This window comes from Lactonifactor longoviformis (assembly GCF_042848515.1).
Lineage (GTDB): Bacteria > Bacillota > Clostridia > Lachnospirales > Lachnospiraceae > Lactonifactor > Lactonifactor longoviformis.
The window spans coordinates 873,975-888,624 of the sequence record NZ_AP031453.1; the positions used below are offsets into that span (position 1 = coordinate 873,975).

Genomic DNA, 14,650 nt, shown 5'->3' on the forward strand with positions numbered 1-14,650 from the left:
TATGGATGAGAGCCAATACAGAAAAAATCTGAAGGTACCTCTGCATCGGGTGGATGTTGTTTTAGATACAGATGCTTTTAATGAGATTGACGACCAGTTTGCCATTGCCTATCTGATGAATTCCGGCGAAAAGCTGAATCCCGCTGCAATTTATGCAGCACCCTTCCATAATCATAAATCCGCTTCCCCTCTGGATGGGATGAATAAGAGCTATGAGGAGATCAAAAAAGTTCTGGAACTGGGGGGACACGGTGGGAAAAAGGAACAGGTATTTTACGGGGCCGACAGATTCCTTAAAAATGAGACCGAACCTGTGGATTCCCCTGCGGTGCGGGATCTGGTGCAGAGAGCAATGGCGTATAGCCCTGAAAATCCCCTGTATGTAGTGGGGATAGCAGCTCTCACCAATATTGCCTCAGCTCTTTTGACAGAACCTGCGCTGAAGGAACGTATCGCAGTGGTGTGGCTGGGAGGAAATGCACAACATTCTGCCCATAACCGGGAATTTAATATGATGCAGGATTTGGCAGCCGCAAGGGTGGTATTTAACAGCAAAGTGCCGCTGATTCAGGTGCCGTGTATGGATGTGGCAGAGCGTTTTACGGTTACCCGTCCGGAACTGGAGTACTGGCTGCAGGGAAAGAATCCTCTGTGTGATTATCTCACGGGGATTACCATAGGAGAGATGGAGGCATGGGCAGAGGGAACGCCCTGGTCCAAGACAATATGGGATGTGACGGCAGTGGCCTGGCTTTTGAATGACCGGGGGCAGTTTATGGAAGAGAGGCTGGTATCCAGCCCGATTCCTGAATATGATGATACCTATACCTGCTGCAGGGACAGGCACTTGATAAACTATATATACCGCATCCATCGGGATGCGCTGATGAAAGATTTAATAGAAAAACTGACAAAGTAAACTGTATGGATACAAGGGGGCAAAACTATGATCAATACTTACAGAGAGAAGATATATGCAGGCGTACTTGGAAAATGTCTGGGAGTCTATATGGGGCGTCCGGTAGAGGGATGGTTCTATGATAGGATTAATCAGGCATTCGGGGAAGTCTATAACTTTAAACATAAGGCGGCGGGGGCGCCTTTGATTGTGCCTGACGATGATATCTCAGGAACCTTTGCTTTTTTCCGGGCGCTGGAGGACAACGGCTATCCGAAAGATCTTACGGCTAAACAGATAGGGGATACCTGGCTGAACTATCTGGTGGAGAATAAAACAATTCTCTGGTGGGGCGGTCTGTCCCGTTCCACGGAGCACTCTGCGTATATAAGACTTAAGGAAGGAATTCCGGCGCCCGAGAGCGGAAGCATCGCCCAGAATGGACAGAGCATGGCTGAGGCCATCGGCGCTGAAATCTTTATCGATACCTGGGCATTGGTAAATCCCAATCAACCGGAACTGGCGGTCCGCATGGCGAAAGAAGCGGCGAGCGTGAGTCATGACGGGATTGCGGTGTCTGCTGCGTGTTTCCTGGCGGCTATGGAATCCATGGCCTTTGAGGAGACCAATATGGATGTCCTTATAGATCGGGGGTTGTCCTATGTGGATGACGGGCTGCTGCACCGACTGGTGGCGGATGTCAGAGAGCAGTGCAGAAAGGCATCGGACTGGCACGAGGTAAGGGAGTGGATAGCGGCTAACCACGGATATGAAAAATACCCAGGCAACTGCCCTATGATAACCAATCATCTGGTAGTTTTGGCAGCTCTTTTAATGGGCGGTGATGATTTTAATAAATCAATCATGATAGCAGCCTCGGCAGGATGGGATACGGACTGCAATGCCGGCAATGTGGGTTGCCTGAACGGGATCCGTCTGGGCCTGGAGGGAATTAACGGGGGAGCAGATCTTAGGGGCCCTGTTGCAGATCGTCTATATGTAGTTACAGCAGACGGGGGAGACTGTGTATCTGATGCGGTGCTGGAGAGCAGAAAAATTCTGAGAGCAGCCGCGGAACTGTATCAGGAAAACGTGGATCTTCCGGATAAGAGATACGCCTTTGAATATCCAGGCAGTGTGCAGGGATTTATGATTCATCAGGATTATGCAGAGGAGCAGGCCCTGTGCGGGATATCCAATCCCCTGGGGCAGGGACTGGAACTGGAGTATCGGCATCTGGCACCTGGTAGCAGCGCAGCTGCCTGCGTGGAGACTTATGTGGACAAGAGCCCTAAGGGGGTGGGAGGAACCAGCTATTTTGAAGTATATGCATCCCCTAATTTATATCCTACCCAGACCATAAATGCGTTGTTCTTCTGCCCGGATGAAGAGACGCCGTCCCTCCGCTTTTTTGTAGATTATTATGACGGCCAGGATCAGCTTCAGAAGTTAACCGGGGAGGAATTTCTGCTGAAGCCAGGTGAGAATCTAACTTCCTGGGAAGTACCGGAACACTGCGGACAGGCTATTTACAGGCTGGGAATACAGCTTGACAGCAAAAAGAGGCTGGACGGAAAGGTGATTCTGAAATGGATGGACTGGACCGGGGCCCCCAGAAAGTATGAGATGGGCAAGTCTTACGAGATGACCCCCTCTTTGGTAACCTGGACGAACGAAACCATCTGGCTGAAGACCTTTGTCAGTTCGGCGGATAATTTTTATCCGGACTACCTCAGAACCTTCTCCGTATCTCACCCCGGAAAGAATGGTATTGTAACCACCGGAGGACCGGACTGGAAGGATTATACGGTTACCTCTGCCGTTACATTTTCCCAGCAGGAATGTGCCGGCCTTGTGGCCAGGGCGAAAGGACACAGAAGGTATTATGCCGCCGTGTTCCAGGACGGGAAGGCAAAGATTATCCGCAGGAAGGACTGGGAGATTACGGAGCTCGCGGCAGTGCCTTATGCCTATAAAATTGACGGAGAATATCAGGTTTCATTTACCGTAAAAGGGAAACATTTGTCTATGGCAGTAAACGGAAAGACTGTGGCAGAGGCGGAGGATTCCAGCTATGCCCAGGGCGGAGCCGGTTATGTCGTAGACCGGGGGGCCATCCTGGGAGATGGATTCACAGTAGAAAGAGTCTGATTGAGAAGTAAGCAGGGCCTGCATCCGCAGAATGCGGAGGCAGGCCCTGATCACGTCAAGAACAGCTCGATAATAAACACACAGAGACAGGCAGCCAGTGATACCTGAATCAGGCTTCGTCCCCGGTAAGCCAGGAGTATGGCAGCTGCAAATGCAGCCAGGGCGGACCACATACTAGCCGTAGCAGTCATTATGGCCGGAAAGGTCATCACAGAGAGCGTCACAAAGGGTACGTAGTGCAGAAAGGATTTTATGTATACATTTGTAATCTCTTTCCGGATAAGGGTGAGGGGGAGCACGCGGATCAGATAGGTGACCACCGCCATTACAAGGATATACATGTAGATATTACTTTTCATGGGATTCCTCCTTTACTGGAAACAGAAAAGCGGCTGCTCCTGCAATGAGCACTGTCAGCAGGATAATACGGAAGCCGGAGGAGATGGAACTGACCACGGGCAGCTTGGTGAACAGGAAGCTTAGTCCCATGGAAGCCAGAATGACTCCTGTTAAAACCCGGTTGCCTTTTGCAGGAGGGATAATAACAGCCAGGAACATGCCGTACAGAGCCACGCTCAGCGCACTGATCACTCTGCCCGGGAGAATATCTCCGCAGACAGCTCCAAACAGTGTTCCTCCGGCCCATCCCGGTACAGCTGCTGTAATCAGTCCATAATTATAAAAGGGACTTAAGAGTCCAGGCTTGCACACGGAGACTCCGAAGATTTCGTCTGTGACCCCATAAGCCACAGGGAACCGGTGGAGAAAGCTGCACCTGCTGTCCAGCTTCTGGGAGAGGGAACAGGACATAAGACAGTAGCGGAGATTGATAATAAGCTGAGTGACGGCCATCTCTGTATAGGAGGCAGAGGCACTGATAATTCCCAGTGCGGCAAACTGACCTGCAGAAGTCAGATTAGCGGCAGACATAACAACTGCCTGGAGCGGCGTAAGACCGGCTCCGCTGGCCATAATGCCGAAGGTAAAAGATACGGCAAAATACCCCAGACAGATGGGGATACCATCTTTGACGCCGTATTTCCACTGCAAATAATTACTGTTCATAGTTGGTACTCCTTGGCTTTTTGCACAAATTATAGCATTAATCTTTACATCAGTAAAACAAATGTTTATTATGAATACATAAGAAATACTTATATAAATTAAAAGAAGGGTTACATATGAACCGATATCAGGCTGTTGTCAAAATCGTAGACACAGGAGGCTTTACCAAGGCGGCGGAGGAACTGGGCTACACGCAGTCGGCAGTAAGCCAGATGGTACAGTCCCTGGAAAATGAGCTGGGAACCATCTTATTTACCAGATCTAAAAAAGGGGCGGAGCTTACCCCCGATGGGGAGGAACTGCTTCCCTACATAAAAAATATATATCACGCTTACCGTGAACTAAAGGAAAAGCAGAGGGAAATGGAAGGGCTGGAGAGCGGAATCATCCGCATCGGCACCTTTGCCAGCGTATCCTGTCACTGGCTCCCCGGGCTGATGAAGGAGTTTCGGGAGAGTTATCCGGGGGTACATTTTGAGTTGTATCAGGGGGACTACAACACAGTGGAAGAACTGATCCGCGAAGGCAGTGTAGATTTCGGATTTATTAACCCTGAGGCAGTACCGGATATGAAAACCATACCTCTCAGGGAAGATCCTATGCTGGCAGTGCTGCCGCCTTCCCATCCCCTTGCGGCCAGAGATAAGGTCTCCCTGAAGGCCCTGGCCAGAGAGCCCTTTATTCTCCTGGAAGAGGGGCGGGTCAGCGAGCCCCTGGACTTTTTTCACAAGCATGGGATTATCCCTAATATACAGTACAGGGTGCACGATGACTATACCATTATGTCAATGGTGGAAAAGGAACTGGGGGTTGCCATTCTGCCGGAGCTTATACTGAACAGACTGAATTACAATATTGCGGTAAAGGAGATAGAGCCGTGCCTGTCCAGAACTATTGCCCTGGCTTTTAAGGAGAAAAAGACACTGCCTATAGCCAGCCGGCATTTCATGGAGTTCATATCCGGTAAGCTGAAAACTGCCGGACCCGTATAGGGCAGGAATGCACATTTTATCGGAAAGGAAAGCATATGTGGAAGATTACTATTGTTGAGGATGATGAAGGGATCCGCCGGGAATTGAAGGAACATTTTGCCGGTCAGGGATTTGCAGTAACAGCCTGCGATGCATGGGAGGGCAATGAGGCAATAATCAAAGACGCGGATCTGGTACTGCTGGATATTCAGCTGGGAGTCCAAAATGGACTGTCCCTCTGCCGGAAAATCCGGAGGGAATCGGCGGTCCCCATTCTATTTGTCACCTGCCGGGATTCAGAGGAGGACGAGTTGACTGCCATTCGTTCCGGAGGAGATGATTTTATCCGAAAGCCCTACAGTCTGCCTGTCCTGACTGCACGGGTGCGGAGGATTCTTCAGCGGAACAGCCAGGCAAAGGAAAGCATAACTGTGGATGGAGCCGCCCTGAATCTGGTGTTCGGGGTGATTGAGTTCCAGGGAAAATCTCTGGAACTGTCCAAAAAAGAACTGCAGATTATTTATTTCCTGTTTCTCAACCAGGGGAGAACTGTTGCAAAAGACGAACTTGTGGAATATCTTTGGGAGAATAAATGGTATGTGGATGAAAATATTCTAAATGTAAATCTTTCCAGACTGCGCAAGCGCCTGGGTGAGATTGGACTGGGAGATCTGATTCATACGGTACCGAAACAAGGGTACCGGGCAGGAGGGGAGCCGGAATGAATTTTTTGTGCTATCTGGAAGAAAAGATCTTTGTGATGATGGGAAACCTGTTTCTCATGGTTCTTGCCGGGGTTTATCTGAGAGCCTGCGGCAATCCGGGGGCCGTTATATTTTACTTTATCGGTATTTGGCTTTTAATTCTCGCAGGAAACCTGTTGTGGGGGTATGAGAGGCAGAGAAGAAAATACAGGGAAATGTGCAGACTTTTTGACGGGCTAAAGGAAAAGTATCTGATCTGTGAACTAATGGGGAAACCCAAAGATCAGATGGAAAAGATGTATTATGAAATGGTCCGGGGAGCTAACAAGGCCATGGCAGAGAAGATTGAGGAGGTCCAGAAGATAAGCCGGGAGTATAAGGAGTACGTTGAAGAGTGGATTCATGAAGTAAAGACTCCGATTGCCGCCGGAACCCTTATCTGCAGCAATCATCCTTCCCCACAGGGCAGCAGGATAAAAAAGGAATTCGCAAGAATTGAAGAATTGGTGGAACAGGTGCTGTACTTTGCCAGAAGTGAACAGGTGGAGAAAGATTATTTTATCTCCGAATGCATTCTTTCAGACGTAGTGAATCCGGCGCTTTTGGCCTATCGTCCCTATATTCTGGAGCGGGGGATTGGGCTGCGGGTAGAGGAGCTCTCTGAAACTGTATACACAGACGGTAAATGGATGCGCTATATTCTGGGTCAGATTCTGTCTAACGCAGTAAAGTATCAGGACAAGGAAGAGCCCGGGATTCATATCTACTCCTGCACAGAACGGGGGAAAATCCGGCTGTGTGTGGAAGACAACGGGAGGGGGATTCCTCTGGAGGACCTGCCCCGGATCTTTGACAAAGGATTTACAGGAGGGGACAGGCAGAAAAAAGGGGCCACAGGCATCGGGCTGTATCTCTGTAAAAAGCTGTGCGAGAGGCTGGGAATTGCCCTGTCTGCCGACTCCAACGAGGGGGAGGGGACTACAGTTACTCTTGAGTTTCCTGTGGGAAATTTCCATAGAATGTAAGGGAAAAAAGTAGTATTACAACTTTGTAAGTAAACAAAGGAAGAGATGGGAGGTATACTGAAGAAAACATACACGAGGAGTGATTGCATGAAAACATTACTGAGAATTGAGGATATCCAAAAATATTACGGTTCCCGTTCCTTTGTCACAAAGGCCCTGCACCAGGTCTCCTTTTCTGTGGAGGAGGGAGAGTTTCTGGGGATTATGGGGGCGTCCGGTTCCGGAAAAACAACCTTGCTGAACTGTATTGCGACCATTGATACTGTGACCGCCGGGCATATTTATCTGGAAGAGGAAGATATTACAGCACTGAGAGAAGAAGAGCTGGCAAAGTTCAGACAGAAGAATCTGGGGTTTGTATTTCAGGAGTTTAATCTTCTGGATACCCTTACCATTGAAGAAAATATAGGACTTGCACCTGTGATCTGCAAAGAAGATCCGAAAAAAATCAGTATACGGGTAAAGGAGATCGCAAAGAGGCTTGGTATAGGGGACATCCTTACCAAATTTCCCTATGAGGTGTCCGGAGGCCAGAGGCAGCGCTGTGCATGTGCCAGGGCTATGATCAACCAACCAAAGCTCATTCTGGCGGATGAGCCGACGGGAGCTCTGGATTCCCAGTCGGCAAGAATGCTGCTGGAGAGCTTCGGGGCTCTGAACCGGGAACTTAAGGCTACCATTTTAATGGTTACCCATGACGTATTCTCCGCCAGCTACTGTTCCCGGATCCTGTTTCTCAGAGACGGAGAGATTTTCAATGAGATCCGCCGCGGAACCAGGGAGAGAAAGGAATTTTTTCAGGAGATCCTGGATGTGGTGACCCTGCTGGGAGGTGATGTTTCCAATGCTCAGTAGACTGGCAGTAAGGAATGCAAAGCGTTCGGCAAGGGATTATCTGATTTACCTGGTAACCGTAACCTTTTCTCTGTCTATGGTGTATGCCTTTAATCTGATTGTGTTCTCCAGCGAGATACGGAACCTAAGTTACGGCATGAGCGCCATGACCGGAATCATTATTTTTATCTCTCTGATTATTGTATTAGTCATCGGCTGGCTGATCTGTTATATGACTAGATTTATCCTGGAGAAGAGAAGCCGGGAATTCGGCACCTATCTTCTTCTGGGAATTCCCAACCGGGATGTCGCCAGCCTTTTTGTCAGGGAAAATCTCCTGATGGGCGCTGCGGCTCTTATGATAAGCCTTCTGGTGGGTAGCTTTCTGTATCAGATTCTGGATATGATAATTATGAGAATCTTTCAGGCGTCATATCAGATACAGTTTCAGTTTTCTGCCAAAGCACTGGCACTGACCGCAGGATACGGGGCTGCCATCTATCTGTTTGCCATGGCGAGAGTAAGACGGCAGCTGAGTAAAATTAAGATCTGTGATCTCCTGTATATGGAGAAAAAAAATGAAGCCTCGGCTCTGAAGACCGGAAAGGGCCACTGGACCCTTTTTCTGGCCGCAGTGGCAGCCTGCGCTGCGGGGGGAGGTATCTTATGGTATCTCTGCCACCACAGTGAGGAGGTGCACAATGGAGGCGTGCTGCTCCTTCTCTCCGTGGTTCTGCTGATCGGGAGTATCTATGGGATCTATATGACGGTGACCTCTTTTCTCAGCAAAACAGTGCTGGCAGGGAATAGCTTCAAATATAAGAAACACCGCCTGTTTCTTCTGAGAAATATGACCGCCAGAATGAGAACCATGGGAGTAACCATAGGGACTCTGGCTCTGCTTTTAACCCTGACGCTTACGGCAACCTCTATGGGGCTGTTGTTTGAGCGGTTCTTTTCAGAGAAAAGAGAGAGCACCATGTCTTTTGATATCACGGCATCTACCGCACGGCCCTCTGAAGATTTGAGTCCGGTATCTGCCTATGCAGAAGAAAAACTTGGAATTCAAAGCCAGCTTGCCTACCCATTGTATGACGGGGGAAATAAGACACTGACAGACTGGTTCCGCAAACAGGACAGTCCGGTGGGATGGATGGAATTTGCGCCGGTTCTGGCTTATTCAGATTACAAAGAGCTTAGACAAATGCTGGGATACAGAGAGACAGAACTAAAAGAGGGGAGGTATCTCATTCAGTGCACTCCCAGAATCAGGGAGATAGCAGAGCAGGAGAAAATTCCGGACATACGCTTCGGAGGGGAGACACTTACATTCCAGGAAAGCCGGTCAGAACCATTTGGAGTAGGAGATGGATTCAACGGGACAGGGTACGTGGTGATTGTACCGGACAATATTGCAGCAAAGCTTCCCGTGTACCATATGTCTCTGGCTGTCCAGACCGAAAAAGAAACCACCCCGGAGGATGCGGTTAATCTGGTAAATCTCCTGTATGAAACATACAGCTATGAGGGGATTGACACCTGCAATACCAAAGGGAGCATACGGGATACGTATCTTTCTGTATTTACCATTCTGGCATTTTCCCTGTACTATGTGGGACTTATCTTCGTCTGTGCTGCCGCTGCGGTGTTGGCGGTTCATCAGTTGAGCGAGGCGGTGAAGTATCAGTTCCGCTATGAGATTCTCTCTAAGCTGGGTGTGGGAAACCGGGAGGGGAAGAAACTGGTGTTTCAGCAGCAGCTGTTATTTTTCGGGGTGCCCCTGATGATTCCGGTGCCCCTAAGCATCTTTTTGTCCAGACAGCTTTCGTACTGGATGCTGATGAATGAGATTTCCGACAAAACATTTCTGCATTCCCAGGGAATCAGTCTGGGATTGTTCGGATTAGTTTACCTCATCTACTTTGTCACATCCTGGAGAGCCTGCTCCCGTCTGGCTTTTTCCTGACAAATAAGCAGAGACAAGGACAACAGCTGTGCCGGCCAGCTGAACGGGGGAAATGGGCTCCCCCAGAAAGGCGGCGGCAAAGAAGATAGCAGATACAGGATCAATGTAGCTGAGTACAGCCGTAAGATGTGTAGGGGTCTCCTTCAAACCGGAGAAATACAGATAACATGCAATGCCGGTATGTACAATCCCCAAAATCAAAAGCATGGGAAGGTTGGCCCTCACTACAGAAAAATTATGATTCTTTACGAGCACCGGAGAGAGCACCAGAGCGGCAGCCAGCAGCTGTATCAGCGTCCGGTCCATATTATCGATGTTGTCCAGCTTTTTATTGCAGAGAATCAGCATGGCATAAAACAGAGCAGAACCGGCACCGCATAAAAGCCCCAGCCCGTGATGGTACACGGTCAGGGCGGATTCCCCGGAGCTGAATACAATAAGAGCCAGTCCGGCTGGAGCCAGAAGGGCAGTGATAACCTGTTTTTTGGACAGATGTTCCCCCAGGACAAAGGGAGCCGCGAATAAAACCAGCACCGGAGCCAGATAATAGGTCATAGTGCCGGCGGCTACAGTGGTCCAGCGCAGTGCCTGGAAAAACAGAAGCCAGTTGATCCCCATAATAACACCTGATACGGCGGCCAGACAGAGAGCCCTTTTCCCGCAGCGGAAGGGGTTCTTTTTTTTCAGCAGCATTAGGAGGGAGAAAAAAATGCTGGCAATAAAAACGCGGTAGAAGACAAGTTCCACGGTAGATAAAGAAATTCCCCGGACAAATATGCCGATACTTCCGAAAATCAGCATGGGGATAATAAGCTTCAGGCAGGATTTCCACATAAGTTTCTCTCACTTTCATTAGATTCTCCGCAGGGAGATAAGCTATCTCTTATTCTAAGTGACAGGAGAAAGCAAGTCAATCGGATTTGGGACTGTACCTTTCTCTGAAATAGAAAAAACTGATGAGAAAAAGGGATAACTGTGATACACTGTTAAGGGACAGAAATAAGGGAAAAGACAGGAGTTAAAGGAGCAAGTATGAGGGAACAGTTAACAAAGAGCGACGTAAAAAAGATTCAGGAAGAGATAGAATACAGAAAGCTGGTTGTGCGGAAAGAAGCAATAGAGGCCGTGAAGGAAGCCAGGGCTCAGGGAGATCTCAGCGAGAATTTTGAATATTATGCGGCCAAGAAGGATAAGAATAAAAATGAGAGCCGGATCCGCTATCTGGAGAGGATGCTGAAAACAGCTGTCATCGTATCGGATGAGTCCAGGGAGGACGAAGTAGGGATTAATAATACGGTAAAAATATATTTTGAGGATGAGGACGAGATAGAAGAATTCAAGCTGGTAACCTCTATCCGGGGAAATTCTCTGAAGGGTATGATCAGCACTGAGTCTCCCATCGGTAAGGCTATTCTGGGACATAAAGCGGGGGACCGGGTATTGGTTAAAATAAATGAAGAAACCGGATACTACGTTGTTGTCAGGGAAATCCAGAACACCCGGGATGACAGCACTGATAAAATCAGAGGATTCTGACCGAAGGTCTGCCTTGCATGGAAGGGAAAGCTATGAGAAATCAGATTATCCATCTAAAAACGATAGAACGGAATACTACCCTGTATCATTACACACAGATTGCTGGGGTGCAGGGAATTTTGGATGAAAAAAGCTTTTGGGCTACAAAAAGTGACTTTCTCAATGACCCGAGAGAATTTTCTTACATCATAGAAGTGATCCAGCAGATGAGCGGATCCGTCTTTAAGAACAAAGAATGGAAGGAGCTTTTCCTTAAGAATATTTTCAAGGAGGGGGATCATTTTGTCTATGAGAAAAATAAAGAATTTTTCGTACTGGCATTTTCCACCTGCTCCGACAGTATAACTCTGTGGGCAGAGTTTGGCAATGAGACCGGATACAACATGGCCTTTGACAGTGAAAAAATCATCAAAAAGATAGCGAAAAGCAATGCCATTGCCTATCACGGATATGTGGTATATGCCCTGGAGGAACAGAGAGACTATATTTTGGATCTGATGCAGAAGAAGATACCGGAGTCCTTTGGGCTTTCCTTTGCCGATATTATGAACAGAGGTATGACCTCGGAGAGCGATCCCGTGTTCCAGAAGGCGTGCAGAATGTTTCAGAAAGCCGCCAAAATCTATGCGATGTTCTTTAAGCAGGAGGGATTTACAGAAGAACGGGAGTATCGGTTTGTGTTTAAAAAGAGCGAGGGGATGAATGTGTTATTCCGGGAAAAAGAAGGTTTTTTAATTCCCTATATAAAGATTACCATGCTGGAATCAGACAATAAGCTGCCGATCCGGGGAATTACCGTGGCTCCCAAAAATGACAGTGATCTGGCGAGAAAAGGAATGGAATATTATCTGCACAGGCACGGGTACCAGGTTCCGGTAGAACTGTCCAGGATAAAACTGAGATACTGAAAAAGATGTAAAAAAAGTGATAAAATTTGAATATTTGTGATATACAAAAATCTTCTGAAAAGTGATAATATTTCTATTACGTTAAAAATTTCACGGAGGGTTTTTGTTATGAATATGTATCGCTGGATAGAAAAAATGATTTATGCGGATGAGAAAAAACCAATGCCTATATTATCCTTTCCGTCAGTGCAGCTATTGTGTGTTACGGTGAAGGAACTAGTCGCGGACAGTAATTACCAGGCGCTGGGGATGAAGATGCTTGCAGATAAGTACGACACGGCAGCGGCAGTGAGCTTTATGGATCTGTCTGTGGAGGCGGAAGCCTTCGGCGCGCGCTGCGTCTATGCGGCGGATGAGGTTCCCACAATCATAGGGAATATAGTGAAAACAGAAGAAGAGGCTGAGCGGCTTAAGATCCCTGAGGTGGGGGCTGGACGTACCGGCGTATGCCTGGAGGGTATTCGGAAAGCCCTGAAGCTTATCACCGATCGCCCGGTATTCGCAGGCTGTATCGGTCCCTTTTCACTGGCTGGGAGACTGATGGATGTGAACGAGGTGATGCTGTACTGCTACGAGGAGCCGGATATGGTACACACGATTCTTCGGAAGGTGACGGACTTTCTCATTGCCTATATTCTGGAATACAAAAAAACAGGGGCCCACGGAATTGTGATGGCGGAACCCCTTGCCGGTATGCTGTCTCCCCAGCTCATGGAGGAATTCTCCAGTGCCTACGTAAAAGAGATTGTTGAAAAGACGCAGGATCAGGGGTTTGTGGTTATCTATCATAACTGCGGCAATTATGTTATCCAGCTCATCGATCAGATCCTGGATACCGGGTGTCTCATGTACCATTTCGGGGACAGCATCGATATGAAGGAGATGATGCAGCGCATCCCGAAAAACTGTCTTGCTATGGGGAATGTAAGCCCCTCTGCACAGTTTCTCAACGGGACGCCCTCTTCTGTGAGGATAGAGACTATGAGGGTGCTGGAAAACTGTAAAGAATTTCCAAACTTTATCGTTTCTTCCGGATGCGATATTCCGCCGCTGACAGAATTTGAGAATATAGATGCATTCTTTGACACTGCAAAATCATTTTATTATAAACAGCATTTGCTGGATATGATTGTATAAATAAGATATTTATGATATTCTGAGAAACAGGAAGGTTCAGGTCGTGGCCGTGGAATCCTCCTGTTTTTCTATGAGGGGACAGGAGGGGAGAACAGAAAACTAGGGAAAGCACAACAGGAGAAGTGGAATGTCGGGACATATGTGGGAACAGGTAATAAAATACAGCAGACATCTTGCGGAAATATTTGGTGTGGAGTGTGTACCGGTAAATCAGGGGGACCAGGAGCAAGGTGAGAATAAGTGGGAACCAGGAGAGATATGCAAAGCCTGCGAACAGTGCAATCATTTTGGATGCTGGGGGATGAACGCCTATCGGAAAGGCTGCGAGGAAGCCTATCGCTGGGACGGCATCTATATATCCCTCTGCCCCTTGGGACTTATATTAATAACAGCACCGCTGTCTGACGAGACCGGTGAGCTGGCGGGGGGGATCGCGGCCGGCCCTCTGTGCATGGGTAACCCGGAGGATAATTTTCAGGAAATATACGATCCAGTCCTTCAGAAAATTGTATCTGAGAGTCCCTGTTTTGCACCGGAGAAGATACAGAGTATGGGCGAGATTATGAGCGCCGTTACCGGGTTTATTTCAGGGGTTACTCACGGGAAAGCAGGCAGGTATTTTTACAAGCAGGAACATCTGCTTAATGCTATATATGCGGAGAAGCTCAAAAAAACAGAAGATACAGAATATTATACTTATCCCATTGCTCTGGAACGAAAACTGCGGATCGCAGTGAGAAGCAAGGCAGTGGAGGAAGCTCAGGTGCTTCTCAATCAGATTCTTGCCTATATCTATGTCTCTAATTGTCATAACCTGAAGGCAATAAAACCCAGGCTGTCTGAGCTGGTGGTAGTTATCTCCAGGGCAGCGGTGGATGCGGGGGCAGACATGAATGAGACGGATGCAATGATTCAGATGTTTGTAAACCATATTCACGAATTTGAGAGTATTGAGGAACTCAGCATATGGACCACTAACCTGATGCAGCAGCTCATTGCCTATACTTTTAACTTTGATAATGTAAAACATGCGGATGTAGTGTACAAAGCAGTTGAATATATAAAGGATAATTACAGAAGGAAGATAACCGTGGATGAATTAGCTGCCCTTACATACGTGAACAAGTCTTACCTGGGTACCATATTTAAGAAGGAGACAGGCAGCACTATTCCGCAGTATATTAATGAAGTACGGGTAGAAAAGAGCAAGCTCCTTCTCTTGGAGGAGAATCTGAGTATTGTAGAGATTGCCAGCCTGTGCGGGTTTGAAGGGCAGAGCTATTTTACGAAGGTCTTCCGGGAGATCGTGGGGATGACTCCCAAAAAATATAGGGAAGAGAGGGGAAAAAAGCGGTTTTTAATAGACAAAGGAGATAATTTGTGATATATTGAATGCAATTCAGGTGTGTCTGGGTACTTGAATGATTGTACCAGAAAACTGCCGGATACAGAGAG

At 47.9% G+C, this 14,650-nt stretch carries 14 protein-coding genes; 11 read left to right on the plus strand and 3 right to left on the minus strand.

Features of this window, described 5'->3' with window-relative positions:
- Position 1: 1 nt before the first annotated feature.
- Positions 2-919 carry a nucleoside hydrolase gene (locus ACGHCT_RS03950; RefSeq protein ID WP_390438330.1) on the plus strand — a complete coding sequence of 306 codons (918 nt, stop codon included), beginning with the start codon at positions 2-4 and terminating at the stop codon, positions 917-919.
- Between the two features lie 27 nt (positions 920-946).
- A complete protein-coding gene (locus tag ACGHCT_RS03955; RefSeq protein WP_390438333.1) occupies positions 947-3,049 on the plus strand; it encodes an ADP-ribosylglycohydrolase family protein in 2,103 nt (700 codons plus the stop codon).
- A gap of 50 nt (positions 3,050-3,099) precedes the next feature.
- Here the strand turns inward: ACGHCT_RS03955 and ACGHCT_RS03960 are convergent, their stop codons facing one another.
- On the minus strand, positions 3,100-3,408 hold the full coding sequence (locus ACGHCT_RS03960) for an AzlD domain-containing protein (protein WP_390438335.1): 309 nt from the start codon (positions 3,406-3,408) through the stop codon (positions 3,100-3,102).
- Positions 3,398-4,114: an AzlC family ABC transporter permease gene (locus ACGHCT_RS03965; RefSeq protein ID WP_072849670.1), complete on the minus strand. Its 717-nt coding sequence runs from the start codon at positions 4,112-4,114 to the stop codon at positions 3,398-3,400. Before ACGHCT_RS03965 ends, ACGHCT_RS03960 begins: the two co-directional genes overlap by 11 nt.
- A gap of 116 nt (positions 4,115-4,230) precedes the next feature.
- Between ACGHCT_RS03965 and ACGHCT_RS03970 the strand changes: the two genes are divergently transcribed.
- The 5 genes from ACGHCT_RS03970 (at position 4,231) to ACGHCT_RS03990 (ending at position 9,614) form a co-directional block, all read left to right on the plus strand.
- Positions 4,231-5,106 (plus strand): LysR family transcriptional regulator, encoded by an 876-nt coding sequence (locus ACGHCT_RS03970; protein WP_072849672.1) that lies wholly within the window; start codon positions 4,231-4,233, stop codon positions 5,104-5,106.
- A gap of 35 nt (positions 5,107-5,141) precedes the next feature.
- The gene (locus ACGHCT_RS03975; protein WP_072849674.1) at positions 5,142-5,810 is read left to right on the plus strand and encodes a response regulator transcription factor; all 669 of its coding nucleotides are present in this window, start codon (positions 5,142-5,144) and stop codon (positions 5,808-5,810) included.
- Positions 5,807-6,814 (plus strand): sensor histidine kinase, encoded by a 1,008-nt coding sequence (locus ACGHCT_RS03980; protein ID WP_390438337.1) that lies wholly within the window; start codon positions 5,807-5,809, stop codon positions 6,812-6,814. Before ACGHCT_RS03975 ends, ACGHCT_RS03980 begins: the two co-directional genes overlap by 4 nt.
- A gap of 87 nt (positions 6,815-6,901) precedes the next feature.
- Positions 6,902-7,669, plus strand: coding sequence for an ABC transporter ATP-binding protein (locus ACGHCT_RS03985; protein ID WP_072849678.1), 768 nt, complete (start codon positions 6,902-6,904; stop codon positions 7,667-7,669).
- Positions 7,659-9,614 (plus strand): FtsX-like permease family protein, encoded by a 1,956-nt coding sequence (locus ACGHCT_RS03990; protein ID WP_390438339.1) that lies wholly within the window; start codon positions 7,659-7,661, stop codon positions 9,612-9,614. The genes ACGHCT_RS03985 and ACGHCT_RS03990 overlap by 11 nt, the downstream gene beginning before the upstream one ends.
- Here ACGHCT_RS03990 and ACGHCT_RS03995 read toward each other — a convergent pair.
- Positions 9,552-10,448 carry a DMT family transporter gene (locus ACGHCT_RS03995; RefSeq protein WP_390438341.1) on the minus strand — a complete coding sequence of 299 codons (897 nt, stop codon included), beginning with the start codon at positions 10,446-10,448 and terminating at the stop codon, positions 9,552-9,554. The two genes, ACGHCT_RS03990 and ACGHCT_RS03995, sit on opposite strands and share 63 nt — an antisense overlap.
- Positions 10,449-10,646: 198 nt before the next feature.
- Here ACGHCT_RS03995 and ACGHCT_RS04000 point away from each other — a divergent pair, with 198 nt between their 5' ends.
- The 4 genes from ACGHCT_RS04000 to ACGHCT_RS04015 all read left to right on the plus strand — a co-directional run bounded on the left by ACGHCT_RS04000 (position 10,647) and on the right by ACGHCT_RS04015 (position 14,579).
- The gene (locus tag ACGHCT_RS04000) at positions 10,647-11,150 is read left to right on the plus strand and encodes a GreA/GreB family elongation factor (RefSeq protein WP_390438343.1); all 504 of its coding nucleotides are present in this window, start codon (positions 10,647-10,649) and stop codon (positions 11,148-11,150) included.
- A gap of 32 nt (positions 11,151-11,182) precedes the next feature.
- Entirely contained in the window at positions 11,183-12,058 is an 876-nt protein-coding gene (locus tag ACGHCT_RS04005) for a DUF2971 domain-containing protein (RefSeq protein ID WP_158640979.1), read from the plus strand.
- 108 nt (positions 12,059-12,166) lie between these two features.
- Complete coding sequence (locus ACGHCT_RS04010) at positions 12,167-13,195, plus strand: uroporphyrinogen decarboxylase family protein (RefSeq protein ID WP_072849687.1); 1,029 nt, start codon at positions 12,167-12,169, stop codon at positions 13,193-13,195.
- 127 nt (positions 13,196-13,322) lie between these two features.
- Entirely contained in the window at positions 13,323-14,579 is a 1,257-nt protein-coding gene (locus ACGHCT_RS04015) for a helix-turn-helix domain-containing protein (protein WP_072849689.1), read from the plus strand.
- The last annotated feature ends 71 nt before the right edge of the window (positions 14,580-14,650 follow it).

Excerpts from the sequence above, each read along its gene's own strand:
- ACGHCT_RS03995 (WP_390438341.1), bottom strand. The coding sequence starts at position 10,448 with ATGTGGAAATCCTGCCTGAAGCTTATTATCCCCATGCTGATTTTCGGA.
- ACGHCT_RS04010 (WP_072849687.1), top strand. The coding sequence starts at position 12,167 with ATGAATATGTATCGCTGGATAGAAAAAATGATTTATGCGGATGAGAAA.
- ACGHCT_RS03985 (WP_072849678.1), top strand. The coding sequence starts at position 6,902 with ATGAAAACATTACTGAGAATTGAGGATATCCAAAAATATTACGGTTCC.
- ACGHCT_RS03950 (WP_390438330.1), top strand. The coding sequence starts at position 2 with ATGGATGAGAGCCAATACAGAAAAAATCTGAAGGTACCTCTGCATCGG.
- ACGHCT_RS03970 (WP_072849672.1), top strand. The coding sequence starts at position 4,231 with ATGAACCGATATCAGGCTGTTGTCAAAATCGTAGACACAGGAGGCTTT.
- ACGHCT_RS03960 (WP_390438335.1), bottom strand. The coding sequence starts at position 3,408 with ATGAAAAGTAATATCTACATGTATATCCTTGTAATGGCGGTGGTCACC.
- ACGHCT_RS03990 (WP_390438339.1), top strand. The coding sequence starts at position 7,659 with ATGCTCAGTAGACTGGCAGTAAGGAATGCAAAGCGTTCGGCAAGGGAT.
- ACGHCT_RS03975 (WP_072849674.1), top strand. The coding sequence starts at position 5,142 with ATGTGGAAGATTACTATTGTTGAGGATGATGAAGGGATCCGCCGGGAA.
- ACGHCT_RS03965 (WP_072849670.1), bottom strand. The coding sequence starts at position 4,114 with ATGAACAGTAATTATTTGCAGTGGAAATACGGCGTCAAAGATGGTATC.
- ACGHCT_RS04005 (WP_158640979.1), top strand. The coding sequence starts at position 11,183 with ATGAGAAATCAGATTATCCATCTAAAAACGATAGAACGGAATACTACC.
- ACGHCT_RS04000 (WP_390438343.1), top strand. The coding sequence starts at position 10,647 with ATGAGGGAACAGTTAACAAAGAGCGACGTAAAAAAGATTCAGGAAGAG.
- ACGHCT_RS03955 (WP_390438333.1), top strand. The coding sequence starts at position 947 with ATGATCAATACTTACAGAGAGAAGATATATGCAGGCGTACTTGGAAAA.
- ACGHCT_RS04015 (WP_072849689.1), top strand. The coding sequence starts at position 13,323 with ATGTCGGGACATATGTGGGAACAGGTAATAAAATACAGCAGACATCTT.
- ACGHCT_RS03980 (WP_390438337.1), top strand. The coding sequence starts at position 5,807 with ATGAATTTTTTGTGCTATCTGGAAGAAAAGATCTTTGTGATGATGGGA.